This window comes from Segatella copri (genome assembly GCF_019249655.2).
In the GTDB taxonomy this organism is placed as follows: Bacteria; Bacteroidota; Bacteroidia; order Bacteroidales; family Bacteroidaceae; genus Prevotella.
Genome location: NZ_CP137557.1, coordinates 2,636,022 through 2,649,029 on the forward strand (window position 1 = coordinate 2,636,022; position 13,008 = coordinate 2,649,029).

9 protein-coding genes and 12 tRNA genes are annotated in these 13,008 nt (G+C 51.1%); 9 read left to right on the forward strand and 12 right to left on the reverse strand.

The features are described 5' to 3' along the window. Positions 1–107: 107 nt before the first annotated feature. From KUA49_RS10725 to KUA49_RS10770, 10 genes are all read right to left on the reverse strand, one after another. Positions 108–1,538, reverse strand: coding sequence for a sodium:solute symporter (locus KUA49_RS10725; RefSeq protein ID WP_218411337.1), 1,431 nt, complete (start codon positions 1,536–1,538; stop codon positions 108–110). Positions 1,539–1,734: 196 nt separating this feature from the next. Further along, positions 1,735–1,808: transfer RNA gene (locus tag KUA49_RS10730), tRNA-Asp, on the reverse strand. Positions 1,809–1,842: 34 nt separating this feature from the next. Then, positions 1,843–1,919, reverse strand: a tRNA-Asp gene (locus tag KUA49_RS10735). 36 nt (positions 1,920–1,955) lie between these two features. Beyond that, positions 1,956–2,029 (reverse strand) — tRNA-Asp (locus KUA49_RS10740). A gap of 41 nt (positions 2,030–2,070) precedes the next feature. Then, positions 2,071–2,144, reverse strand: a tRNA-Asp gene (locus tag KUA49_RS10745). A gap of 99 nt (positions 2,145–2,243) precedes the next feature. Continuing rightward, positions 2,244–2,750: a GNAT family N-acetyltransferase gene (locus tag KUA49_RS10750; protein ID WP_218411336.1), complete on the reverse strand. Its 507-nt coding sequence runs from the start codon at positions 2,748–2,750 to the stop codon at positions 2,244–2,246. 109 nt (positions 2,751–2,859) lie between these two features. Further along, a complete protein-coding gene (locus KUA49_RS10755; RefSeq protein ID WP_218411502.1) occupies positions 2,860–4,122 on the reverse strand; it encodes a glycosyltransferase family 2 protein in 1,263 nt (420 codons plus the stop codon). A 49-nt stretch (positions 4,123–4,171) separates the two neighbouring features. After that, positions 4,172–4,609 (reverse strand): hypothetical protein, encoded by a 438-nt coding sequence (locus KUA49_RS10760; protein WP_218411335.1) that lies wholly within the window; start codon positions 4,607–4,609, stop codon positions 4,172–4,174. Between the two features lie 6 nt (positions 4,610–4,615). Beyond that, positions 4,616–5,227: a recombination mediator RecR gene (recR, locus tag KUA49_RS10765; RefSeq protein WP_218411334.1), complete on the reverse strand. Its 612-nt coding sequence runs from the start codon at positions 5,225–5,227 to the stop codon at positions 4,616–4,618. A 312-nt stretch (positions 5,228–5,539) separates the two neighbouring features. Continuing rightward, entirely contained in the window at positions 5,540–7,078 is a 1,539-nt protein-coding gene (locus KUA49_RS10770; RefSeq protein WP_218411333.1) for a carbon starvation protein A, read from the reverse strand. A gap of 135 nt (positions 7,079–7,213) precedes the next feature. Here KUA49_RS10770 and KUA49_RS10775 point away from each other — a divergent pair, with 135 nt between their 5' ends. The 9 genes from KUA49_RS10775 (at position 7,214) to KUA49_RS10815 (ending at position 9,949) form a co-directional block, all read left to right on the forward strand. Next, on the forward strand, positions 7,214–9,004 hold the full coding sequence (locus KUA49_RS10775) for a glycoside hydrolase family 10 protein (protein WP_218411332.1): 1,791 nt from the start codon (positions 7,214–7,216) through the stop codon (positions 9,002–9,004). A gap of 84 nt (positions 9,005–9,088) precedes the next feature. Next, positions 9,089–9,161: transfer RNA gene (locus KUA49_RS10780), tRNA-Lys, on the forward strand. Between the two features lie 26 nt (positions 9,162–9,187). Then, positions 9,188–9,261: transfer RNA gene (locus KUA49_RS10785), tRNA-Arg, on the forward strand. A gap of 44 nt (positions 9,262–9,305) precedes the next feature. Next, positions 9,306–9,379, forward strand: a tRNA-Arg gene (locus tag KUA49_RS10790). Between the two features lie 37 nt (positions 9,380–9,416). Beyond that, positions 9,417–9,489: transfer RNA gene (locus KUA49_RS10795), tRNA-Lys, on the forward strand. A 30-nt stretch (positions 9,490–9,519) separates the two neighbouring features. After that, positions 9,520–9,593 (forward strand) — tRNA-Arg (locus KUA49_RS10800). A gap of 54 nt (positions 9,594–9,647) precedes the next feature. Next, positions 9,648–9,723, forward strand: a tRNA-Lys gene (locus tag KUA49_RS10805). An 18-nt stretch (positions 9,724–9,741) separates the two neighbouring features. Then, positions 9,742–9,815: transfer RNA gene (locus KUA49_RS10810), tRNA-Arg, on the forward strand. A 61-nt stretch (positions 9,816–9,876) separates the two neighbouring features. Next, positions 9,877–9,949: transfer RNA gene (locus tag KUA49_RS10815), tRNA-Lys, on the forward strand. A gap of 54 nt (positions 9,950–10,003) precedes the next feature. On the opposite strand, the gene KUA49_RS10820 is transcribed toward KUA49_RS10815, so the two are convergent. Both KUA49_RS10820 and KUA49_RS10825 read right to left on the reverse strand, forming a co-directional pair. Then, positions 10,004–10,564 (reverse strand): DUF5675 family protein, encoded by a 561-nt coding sequence (locus KUA49_RS10820; protein WP_218411331.1) that lies wholly within the window; start codon positions 10,562–10,564, stop codon positions 10,004–10,006. A gap of 5 nt (positions 10,565–10,569) precedes the next feature. Continuing rightward, positions 10,570–12,996, reverse strand: coding sequence for a VirE protein (locus tag KUA49_RS10825; RefSeq protein WP_218411330.1), 2,427 nt, complete (start codon positions 12,994–12,996; stop codon positions 10,570–10,572). Positions 12,997–13,008: the final 12 nt, after the last annotated feature.

A 13,008-nucleotide genomic window follows, 5' to 3' on the forward strand; every position in this document is an offset into this window, starting at 1 on the left:
TATTAAATAAATCTATTTGGTATGAGGGATTACAAATCCCTCGAATTAATAGGTCGAACATTTTTTAACGACGGATTACAAATCCGTCGGAACGCCTGGCGGTGGACTTACTTTTCGGAACGCCTGGCGGTGGACAGGGCGAGACCGGCGAAGGTCAGGGCACCATTCAGCATCAGGAGCTCGTAGCCGAACTTATACCCCGTGAGCTGCGAGGTAAGGGTATCGATGGCGAAGCAGATCATCGGACTCGCCACGCACACCCAGGGTGACCAGCGGTCGTTCACCTCCCGCTTGGTAAGCAGACTGAAGGCAAACAAACCCAGCAGCGGACCGTAGGTGTAGGAGCAGAGGATATAGATGGCATCGATGACGCTGGTAGAGTTGATAGCCTTGAAGGCGATGATGAAGACCATGAAGACCACGGCCACCAGCAGATGCATGCGCTTGCGCAGCTTCACGTCGTCCTTCCTGCCCAGAATATCCACGCAGAGACTCGTGGTGATGGCCGTGAGCGCCGAATCGGCACTCGAAAAGCTCGCCGCCACGATGCCGATGGTGAACAATACCACCACCAGGGTTCCCATCACGCCCGATGCCGCAAACATCGGCAGCAGATCGTCAGGAGCCTCAGGCAGCGCCACGCCCTGCTTCTGTGCCAGCATCATCAGCAGCACACCCAGACTCAGAAAGAGCAGATTGGCGGGCACAAAGGCGAAACCATAGGTGCACACATCCTTCTGCGCCTCACGCAGCGACTTGCAGGTAAGATTCTTCTGCATCATGTCCTGATCCAGTCCCGTCATCACGATAACCACGAACACGCCGCTCAGAAACTGTTTCCAGAAATTCTGCTTCGACACCCAGTCGTCGAAGACGAAGATGCGCGAATGACTGTCGTGGGCTATCGCCTGGACGGCTTCCGCAGGCGTCATGCCTAGGGCAGCCACCACCTGATAGATGATGAGGATGAGTGCGGCAAACATGCAGGTGGTCTGGAAGGAATCCGTCCACACCAGGGTCTTGATGCCGCCCTTGCGCGTATAGAGCCAGATGAGCATCACCATCACGGGCACAGTAAGCCAGAACGGAACGCCCACCCCGTCGAGCACGAAGCGCTGAAGCAGGATGCAGACCACGAAGAATCTCACCGCTGCACCCGTCATCTTCGACAAGAGAAAGAACGAGGCTCCCGTCTTGTACGACCTTTCGCCCAACCGCTGCTGCAGATAGCTGTAGATGGTGGTGAGTTTATACCTGTAGTAGATGGGCAGCAGGAGGAACCCCACGAGGAAATAGCCTACGATGAAGCCGAGGCACATCTGCAGATAGGTCATATCAGTCTTCATCACCATGCCGGGCACGCTGACGAAGGTGATGCCCGAGATGGAGGCTCCCACCATTCCGAAGGCTACCATATACCAGGGCGAACGCCTGTTCGCCCTATAAAATGTTTCGTTGCTGCTGGCTCTCCTTGCTGTGAGGTGACTGAACACCAGGAGCACGCAGAAGTAAGCCAGAATTGTGACAATGATAATCATTTTCTTCTCTTATATCTTAAATTCCGCTACAAAGGTACTGCATTTTAGGCAAATAACAAAATTTTTCGGCCTACTTAACAAAGATATAACATAAAAGCGAAGAAAGTGAAGAGTGAAAAACGAAGAGTGAAGAATGGAGAAGACCAGAGGGTATAAAAACAGAAAACCTCCGAGAATCACTTCTCAGAGGTTTCAGCGGTGCGTACGAGACTCGAACTCGTGACCTCCTGCGTGACAGGCAGGCATTCTAACCAACTGAACTAACGCACCAGATTTTCATTATGGAGGAGTCAAATTAAAAAGTTGGCGGTGCGTACGAGACTCGAACTCGTGACCTCCTGCGTGACAGGCAGGCATTCTAACCAACTGAACTAACGCACCAAACTATTTAAACTTGATGTTTCGTTTCTTGACCAGCGGTGCGTACGAGACTCGAACTCGTGACCTCCTGCGTGACAGGCAGGCATTCTAACCAACTGAACTAACGCACCAGTCATAAAACGATATGTTGCGAATTTGAAAATGTCCTCAGCGGTGCGTACGAGACTCGAACTCGTGACCTCCTGCGTGACAGGCAGGCATTCTAACCAACTGAACTAACGCACCAAATTAAGTTTATTTCTTAATTGCTTATGGAGCATTTCTCATTTGCGAGTGCAAAGGTACTACATTTTTTTGATTCCACCAAATTTTTCGAGAAGATTTTTATAAAAAAGTTTGTAAAAAATAGGCATCATCATATCCATCGCTGCTTCTGAGCCATCCTTTGAGCAGTTTATCTCCCTGAAAGCCAAAAGATTTCAGCAGTTTTACAGTCTTTTCATTGCGAACGCCCACAATGGCATAAATTTGATGCAGATGGAGCAAATTTGTGGCATACTGCAAGAGATGAGTCAAGGCAAGTCGGGCGAAGCCTTGCCCCTGATACTCTTTTTTTACCACGATTCCTACTTCTGCACGCTGATGGCGTGGGTCGAAATTCATCAGGTCGATGATGCCTACCCTCTCACGGGCTTCATTTTCAATGATGAATCTCACCTGCTTGTCGGCATAAATGTCGGCAGAGGCCGTGGCGATGTAGTCCAGGAGCATCTGTCGGGAGTAAGGAACGTTGGTGCTTCCCACCTCCCATAGGCTCTCATCGTTCTCCATCTCGTAGAGAAAATCCAAATCTTCGGGCTCCAGAGCCCTTAAAAATATCTTCTTTTCCATTTTTTCCTCGTAATTTTCGTATTGATATGAATGTTTCAAGCTTACGAGCTAAAGCTCTATATATAATATAATGTACGCGCGTACATTATATTATATATAGATACGGCTCCTACCCCAGAATTTCTCTATCCGTGATGATCTTTCCGATTTCCTTGCTATAAGTGCCCAGAGTTACATTCACATTCACATTCATATCCGATAAACGGCTCATGCGCTTCAACATGTCGGCATAGCTCATGCTGTCGGCATCCAGCACCAGAACATTGTCGTTCTTCTCGTTCCATGTCACCTCGCTTCTACCCTCCCATAAAACGGGAACCAAGTATTCGGAATCATGAAATTCGGCATCCAATCCCAGTCTTCGGGCTATTTCGCGGCAGGCATCCTGCATCTCCTGGCTACCCACGACCACATAGTGCTGGGCACCCTCGGCACTCGGCGCAAAGAAACCCAGACTCTTGCGCATCCTTTCGCTCAGCATACCCACCAGCGCCATCAGCGCCTTGGCATAGATGGCAGTCTTGATAGGCAGACTCAGCAGGAACGTCATGCCCGAATAGTGCTTACGGAAGAAGATGAGCATCGCCTCGTAGAACACATGCACATAGCGGAAACTCGACTTCTGCGTGCTCTCGCCCTTATAATGCAGGATATCTACCGGCAGATAATAATTATGATAGCCGCCCTTGAGCACACGATAAGACAGGTCGATGTCCTCTCCATACATGAAGAAATCCTCGTCGAGCAAGCCCACCTCATCCAGAGCCTTGCGGCGCAGCATGCAGTAGGCGCCGCTCACCACCTCAATCTGGCAGGGTTCATCCCAAGGCAGATAGCCCATGTAGTATTTACCGAAAAGACGGTGGTGAGGCCATCGGTTGCAGAAGCCCAGCATCTTGAAGAACGATACCATCGGCGTAGGCAATCCCCTTCGGCTCTCCATGGCACGCCTTCCCTGTGCCCCGAGCATCCTCACGCCCACGGCACCCGCATCCTCATGGGCATCCATGAAGTCTACACTCGCCTTCAGTGCATCCTCTCCCACGATGGTATCCGGATTAAGCAGCAGCACATACTCACCCTTGCTCTGTCGGATGGCGATGTTGTTGGCACGGGCAAAGCCCAGATTGTGGGCACTGCGAACGAAGCGAACCATCGGATACAGCATCTGAGGATAGCGCTTTTCCAGATAATTCACCGAACCATCTGCCGAATGATTATCCACCACGATGATTTCCGCCACATCCTCATTTACAGAAGAATCAGAAGAAGAAGCCTTCTTCATCTCCTCAAAAGCACGGAGCACAGAGCTGATACATTGGTCCAGATAATACTTCACATTGTAATTTACAATAATAACCGAGAGTTTCAATGCCATCTAAATATTTAGCTATAAATTATAAACTATAAACTATAAACTATCAACTTTCCTCTCCGCTCGTCTCGTCCGTGCATCTTTCCATAGAAGGATATACGAAGAAGAGGCAGAGCATCAGAATGATAGCCATATAGCCGAAGGCTGGCGCCATGGTCTGATAATACATAAAGGTGTTGATGAGCATCGGCAGACAGAGCATGTTGATGCGTGCCGTGCCCCAAACCAGCAGGGCATCACCCTTCTGAGCCACCAGCTTGCGACGAATCATCTTCAGACTGAAGAGCTTCAGAGCCATCGGAATCACCACGATGGTGAGCAGCTCCATCACTACCATGATGCCAAACATCAGACTGGCATCGGCACCCAACTTCTCCATGGGCGTGAGAATCTCTGTCTCGTAAAGTGCTACCAGGAGCAATGACACAATCACCATGAAGAAGAAATTGGTCATCAGAATTCGTTGTACTTGCTTGATATTCATTATTTTCTATTGATTAAAAGGTGTTCTATTCAGAATACTTCTACCCAGCGTCACCTCGTCGGTATACTCCAACTCGTCGCCCACCGAGATGCCTCGGGCGATGACGGAGAGCTTCACGGGATAGTCGGCAAGCTTGCGAGAAAGGTAGAAATTGGTGGTGTCACCCTCCATCGTACTGCTCAGGGCGAGAATCACCTCCTTCACCCCGCCCGCAGCCACGCGGTTCACCAGCGAATCTATCTCCAGGTCGGCAGGGCCGATGCCATCCATCGGCGAAATGATGCCGCCCAAAACATGATAGAGACCGTGAAACTGCTGCGTGTTCTCCACAGCCAGCACATCCTGCACGTTCTCTACCACACAGATAGTAGCGGCATCGCGACTATGGTCCGAACATATCGGGCACACATCGGTGTCGCTGATGTTATGACACACCCTACAATACTTCACCTCCCGCTTCATCTTCGAGACGGCATTCACAAACTGATCTACATCATTGTCGCCCTGACGGAGCATAAAAAGTACAAGGCGCAAAGCAGTTTTGCGCCCAATACCAGGCAGTTTGGCAAACTCGCCCACCGCCTTTTCCAACAATGCAGAAGAATATTGCTGCACCATATTTTCTTTCTAAATTCTTTTTTTATTCAAGTATCGCAAGTAACCTCCGGTCCCCGAAGGGGGCCAACTTTCAATAACCGCTGGTGGAATGACCGAAGGTCATGGAACCTGCGGACAACCAATAGTAGGGAGAAAGCGTCCCCAAAGGGGGCGAACCACATCCAGTCTTGCCCCCTGTTCGCCCCCTTCGGGGACGATAAGAGAGTATCTGTGACTATCCGCAGGTTCCATTCCCTTCGGTCATTCCACCCGCGGTTATTCACATTCGCCCCCTTCGGGGACGGGGTAGAATGCTACTTGCGAAACTTCAGTTTATCTTAAATTGTTATTAATATATTTCCGATACCAGGCGAAGAACCATACCAGTGCCACCACCAGGATGATGACGCTGCCCGTATAGGCCACAGGCTCGCTCAGGGCAAACGCCATAGGCGAAACAAGCAGGAAGGTGGAGCAAACCACCGTCATGAACAGTGCCGGAACCAGGGTCATCACATAAGGCTTCTTCTGCTGAACCAGGTAAACCGTCAGCGTCCAGAGCGTGAACACCGCCAGCGTCTGGTTGGCCCAGCCAAAGTACTGCCAGATGACGTTGAAGCCATCAGGATTCTTCATCTGCCAAATCAGAATGCCCATTGTTACGGCAAACAGCGGAATGCAGACGTAGAGACGGCGACGCATGCTGTGCTGCTCCAGGCCTATCGCCTCGGCAATGATGAGTCGGGCACTTCTCAGCGCAGTATCTCCACTGGTAATAGGCGCAGCCACCACACCCAGCAGGGCAAGGATGCCGCCGGCAATGCCCAGCCAGCTGGAGCATACTATCTTCACCACGGTAGGCGCATCGAAATGCTGAACCAGCGTCTTGCCGCCGTCAAACTGAGCGATGAACTGCTGAGCTGCCTCTGCACTCACGCACTCTCTCCAGCCGCCGTAGTAGAAGAAATACATCGACACCGTGGCCCAGATCAGGGCAACGATGCCCTCGGTAATCATCGCACCATAGAAGATAGGACGGCCCATCTTCTCGTTCTTTATGCATCGCGCCATCAGCGGACTCTGGGTGGCATGGAAACCACTGATTGCACCGCAGGCGATGGTGATGAAGAGGCATGGGAAGAGCGGACTCTTCTGCATGAACGGCTCCGCACCCAGCCAAGCCGGATTCTCGTTGAGATTGGCAGAAGCCAGATTGCCCCACAGCTCAGGCAGCTGAGGCCACTTCACAAACAGTCCTATCATCAGCGCAGCCGCCATGAAGAGCAGCGAGAAGGCGAAGAGAGGATATATCTTGCCGATAATCTTGTCGATAGGCAGCAGCGTGGCGATGATATAGTAGATGAAGATGATGATAATCCAGAACATCTGGCCGCCCAGGAACGAATCCGAATGGCAGATGCCATCGAGAATGATGGCCGGACTATATACGAACACCGCACCCACCATCATCAACAGCAGCACGGAGAACACCAGCATCACCTTCTTGGTTCTGCCGCCCAGATACTTGCCCACCAGCTCAGGCAGGCCCGCACCCTCGTTGCGGATGCTCAGCATGCCGCTCATATAGTCGTGCATGGCACCCGCAAAGATGCATCCGAAGATAATCCACAGATAGGCCACAGGACCATACCACGCACCCATGATGGCACCAAAGATAGGTCCTGTGCCCGCTATGTTGAGGAACTGAATCATAAAAATCTTCCAACTTGGCAGCACCATGAAGTCGACTCCGTCGGCTTTGGTCACTGCAGGCGTAGGGCGGTCGTCAGGACCGAACACATGCGCCACAAACTTTCCATAAAGAAGGTAGCCCAAAACGAGGGCCACCAAACTGATGATGAAACTGACCATTTTTCTTTTATTGTTTTAAAATTCACTCTCTTTTCAGACAAATCGCACTTTTTCGTACGAATTCCACCGCAAAATTACAATTTTTATTTGAATTACGAAAAAATATCCGTATCTTTGTTGCCAAATTGAAATGATATGAAGAAATTATCTCTTTTTTTGCTCCTTTTAGGGGCAATTTTACCAAATAAGCAGGCTGCGGCAGGCATATCCGGGCAGGCTGCAACCCAAGACTGCCTGGCAGCAACCCCCGCCAGCCATGCCGAACAGGCGGGCAGCATCCTCGTAAGCCAGCAGGCTCCCAAGCACGAGGTGCGCGCCGTATGGCTCACCACCATCGGCGGCAGAGACTGGCCCCACTCCTACGCCCAGTCGCCCATCTCGGCACGAAAGCAGCAGCAGGAACTCTGCCAGATACTCGACCGCCTGCAGCAGGCTAAGATCAACACCGTGCTGCTGCAGACCCGCGTGCGCGGCACCATGATCTACCCGTCCGCCCTGGAACCATGGGACGGATGCATCTCCGGATTCCCCGGCAAATCGCCAGGCTACGACGCCCTGCAGTTTGCCATCGACGAATGCCACAAGCGAGGCATGGAACTCCACGCCTGGGTGGTAACCATACCCGTGGGCAAATGGGATGCACTGGGATGCAGGAACCTGCGACGCAAGTTCCCGAAACTCATCCGGAAGATAGGCGCCGACGGATACATGAACCCCGAAGACAGCCGCACGGGCAACTATCTGGCACAGATATGCAGCGAGATAACCCGACGATACGACATCGACGGCATCCATCTCGACTACATCCGATACCCCGAAAACTGGAACCTGAAGGTGAGCCGCCAGCAGGGCAGAAACTACATCACCAGCATAGCCCGGAAGATAAGCCATGCCGTGAAGAGCCTGAAGCCATGGGTAAAGATGAGCTGCTCGCCCGTGGGCAAGTACGACGACCTGACCCGCTACCCAAGCTACGGATGGAATGCCAACACCAAGGTATGCCAGGATGCACAGGGATGGCTGCGCGAGGGACTGATGGACGCACTCTTCCCGATGATGTACTTCCGCAACGAGCACTTCTACCCCTTCGCCATCGACTGGCAGGAGCAGAGCCACGGCAAGATAGTGGTTCCCGGACTCGGCATCTACTTCCTCGACCCGAAAGAGGGGAAATGGAACATCAACGACGTGATACCCGAGATGCACCTCACCCGAAACCTGGGCATGGGCTACTGCTTCTTCAGGAATCAGTTTCTGCTCAACAACCAGCAGGGCATCCTCGACTTCACCCGGCGCTTCAACGAATATCCGTCGCTGGTGCCGCCGATGACCTGGGCAAGCACCCAGAAGCCCAAGCAGCCCAAGGCACTCGACATCAAGTGGCGCAACGGCTACATGGAGCTGTCGTGGCAGAACGAAGCCAGCTACACCGACGGATCGGCCATCTCTACGCCCTATATATATAATAATGTATATGCAAGCCGCACCTATCCGGTGGACGTGAGCGATGCGCGCAACCTGATTTCGGCACGCCGTCTGGGCAACATGCTCCTGCTGAAACCCGAAGAATGCGAACAGCCGCTCTATTTTGCCGTAACCTCGATGGACGGATATGGCACCGAGAGCCTCGCCACACAGGAGAAAGCGGCTGATGTGCTCCTGCACAGGCATGCCGAAGGCTCCGCCCGAATGCTCTATTGCGACGGAATGCAAGTGCATCTACCCGAAATCACAAAAAATCTCGATACACGGGTATTCCTGGTAGAAACCCTGCAAGGCAGCACCATCTATAGAGCTACAAGCGAAGGCAATTATATCAATATCAAGCCGTTATCCCCGGGCGCATATCGCATCTACAGCGTCAACAAGCGGGGCATCCGCCATGCACTGGGAACCTTCTTCAAGAAAAAATTCAAAGAAAATTGAAAATTTTCGGCGAAAAATTTTGTGGATTCAAAAATTTGTAGTACCTTTGCACTCGCAATTCAGAAATGAGGCTATCAAGAAGATGCACCCTTAGCTCAGTTGGTAGAGCAACTGACTCTTAATCAGTGGGTCTAGGGTTCGAATCCCTAAGGGTGTACAAACTTGATAAAAGCTTAAAAGAATGGTTCCGTAGCTCAACTGAATAGAGCACTTGACTACGGATCAAGAGGTTCAAGGTTTGAATCCTTGCGGAATCACTTCTATAAAGCATCGCCCCTATTCTCTGAAATCAACAAGGTATGGTTCCGTAGCTCAACTGAATAGAGCACTTGACTACGGATCAAGAGGTTCAAGGTTTGAATCCTTGCGGAATCACACAAGGTTGAACATATTGCGGCAAGAAAAAATTGTTGCACCCTTAGCTCAGTTGGTAGAGCAACTGACTCTTAATCAGTGGGTCTAGGGTTCGAATCCCTAAGGGTGTACAATAAGAAAAAAGTAATCTGAAAAGGAATGGTTCCGTAGCTCAACTGAATAGAGCACTTGACTACGGATCAAGAGGTTCAAGGTTTGAATCCTTGCGGAATCACTTTCTTAACCAGATGATACTTCAAGAAGTTTCATACGCACATAAATAAAAGTGGCACCCTTAGCTCAGTTGGTAGAGCAACTGACTCTTAATCAGTGGGTCTAGGGTTCGAATCCCTAAGGGTGTACCATTATCTACCAGGTTATGAGGTTCCGTAGCTCAACTGAATAGAGCACTTGACTACGGATCAAGAGGTTCAAGGTTTGAATCCTTGCGGAATCACTTTCTTGGAAAATGAGAATTCTTTTAGTTATTTAAAAAATTTAGACTTTTTAATTGTGTTGCACCCTTAGCTCAGTTGGTAGAGCAACTGACTCTTAATCAGTGGGTCTAGGGTTCGAATCCCTAAGGGTGTACATCAAGAAGAGCGTTTCCGATTTATTTCGGAGACGCTCTTTCTTTTTTTCCCATCAGATGATAGTTATCCAGATGGATTCCTCCTTCTGCTGCGCCTCCTCCATCAGCTTCATCAGCCGATGGAGCCAGATGCGGGAGTTTACCACCATGCCCTTCAGCCTGTTCTCGCCCACCAGGATGCAGCCCTGGGTGTCGTCGGGATAGTTGCCGGCATGGATGCGGATGCCCTCGAAGTTAGGCACGCCCTGCAGATAAGGCAGCCACTGCCTGAACCTCGGCGACTGGGTGATGAGCACCCGATAAGTGCCCTCGGGGATAGCGGTGTGGCCCGGAATCTTTCTTGCCACCTTGCCACTCTCCCTGCTATACTTGCCCTTCTCCTCCTCGGGCTTCAACTCCACACCCTTCAGGTTGCGCCACGTAGGCTCCAGGGTATCGCAGAAGTAAGCGTCCTTCGACAACTTCTGCAAGTCAAACTGATGAAGAAAACTTCTCTTGTCGCCCGCCTTCTTGCCCGAAAGCGCCTTGCGCTTCACGTCGGCATCGGGCAAGATATAGAGGCGGCCGATGGTATAAGAGTTCTTCTTCGCTATACGCTCTAAAACTATTTCCATAAGCATTATGTTTTGCTGGTTAAATACTTCAACTTGCGGAAAACAAAACTGTTATTGTTATTGTTATCATCTTCGCTGATTCCGCCTGCTAAGGAAACCTTAACTACATAATTGCGGTAAATCCACTGGTTGATAGCACATTTCGCATTATGCAAACTGGTATCTTCAAACCCCTGCGAGCGGCGCAATTTGATATAATCTTCAAATGTAAACTCATCGGGCAGGAGCAGCAGCATATTCTTAGGTCCTCTGGGTGCCGTCTTCGGAGAATCAGATTGATCATTGTCAGCCTCATAAATCATCTGTCCGAACAATTTCAGCTTGCACCACAGGTCGTAGCGCTCGCTCCAGCGGATGAAGTCCTCGATGCTCTTCTCCCATTTCATGCCGTTGGCCACATAGAGCACGCATGCCTTGAGATAGGCAATGACATTGGCTCTGAACGAGAGATTCTCGAACACATAGTTCTGCGAAAGACGGGCAAATTCGGCATTCTCTTCCACCAGTTTCCTGGCAAGTCGCAACGCCTGCGGGCAGTTCACCAAGCCCCTCGCCTTCACCAGATTCTCGATATAGGGGCGAAGCTCCTCGTCGAAAGCAGCATCGTAAGTGACGTACACCGGAATCTCCGAACCGCATGGTCGGCGCTCGATGGTGGCAAACGAAATGCGCGAGACTGGTCCATCCGTCACCACCCTTCGGAAGTAATCCCTGCACTTCTTGGGCGTGCAGCTGGCATTCCAATTAAATCGCACCTTCACGGTCTCCGTAACACTCTGCGTCCCCACTCTGTCCTGACCGTAATTGCCCAGATCAAACGCCAGCTCCATGATGCGGAATTGCTGATTGGTCTTGCCTTTCAGGGCATCAAAGAGGTTGAGCTCGTTAATCTTGGCATAGAGAAAATGATTGTCAGCCTCCTTCATTCTGAGCACGAATGCCGGGTTGGTCATATCGATATTCACCTCTTGGATAACGAGTCCGGCAGGGCGTTCACGCTTATCCTTGTTGGCACCCTTGCTGTTGCATTCATCCTTCCAAAGTCGCTCACGCTCACGCTGTTCCGCATCACGTTTGCGGATATCGGCCATGATTCTGTTGATAGGCTGGCTGATGCTCTCTTTACCAGAACCAGTTGGGGCACACAAGATTTGCATCAGGGTTGCCTCGTGCTCTACATTATCGATATAGAGGAAACGGGTTTGACAAAGATGGGCTGCCAGGGGCGGAAACACCGCTTGCGATACGGCAGGCTGATAGATGGCAGGAGTCTTGGAGATGAGCAGTTTGATGAGCTTAGGCAGCTTCTGCGGTATCTGATGGATGTTGTAAAAATAAGATTCCGGATTATGGATATCCCCGAAGTCTTCATCATCGAAGTTTCCATCGGCCTTAGCCTTGCTGTCGGCCTCCTGAACCAGCCTGATGGCGTTGCGCACGATGCTCGGCATGCGATGCGACTGCTTGCGGTTGCAGGCGCTATCCACGGTGGAGAAAGCTCGCTGCTGGTCTTCGCCGAAGGTGGGGATTACCTGCTTGATCCATGCAGCATTGTCGTCGCAAAGATAGCGCAGGTAGCAAGCCAGGGTGAAAATGAAGGTGTTGCGGGAGCCGTGCTCCGGTTCGCCGCCAAGCAGCACAATCAGCTTATCTACGAGATTCTTATAGGGTATGCCTTGGTATTCTGTGGGGAACACTTCAAGGGGTGCCACTCCGCCAGCAGCTTGATGAGCTCCAGCAGGGCCGAGATGAGAATCATCAGCAGGATGGCTATCAGCAGGTTGGGCAGGCTGAACAGCATTTGGTGGTGTAACTTTTCTATCCTTGAAAAGCTCCTCCTCATTGATATAAAGAAGATACTCTTCTGGAACAAGAAACGATGGACGAGCCATATCCTTTACCACAGAATCATAATCCTTATCCTCCAGCTGCTCCGACATCCATCGCTGCGCCATGGCGATATCCATCCCCTCGGGGATGATAAACACGAGGCGAAGGCCCTGGGTGGAAGGAGTAACGTGGGCGAGCACTATCAGGTCGAGGATACTGCTTGCCTTAGAATCTGAAACTTTGTTTTCTCCCAACTGCTTGTTGTCCAGCACCTTCTTCTTCTCCTCCCAATATCCGCGAGGGTCTGGAATATGGTCGATGTCGTATATCGACAAGCCGCTGGGGATAGCCTCATCGTTCTTGCGCCTGCCCAGCTTAAAGGTGGCATGAGGCGTGATGATAGGCAACTGTGCCTTGAGCTTTCGCTTCATCTCCTCGTAGTCCTCCTTGCCCAACTCGCCACGCAGGTTGCTTTCCAAAGCATCAACCAGCTGGGCACAAACCGATTTCACCTTGCTGCTTTTCATGGCTCGGTGAAGAAGCTCGGGGGTGCAAATCTGCACCCACTTGCTTCTAATATTGTCAGAATATCCTATTGCCATTTACATTCGTTA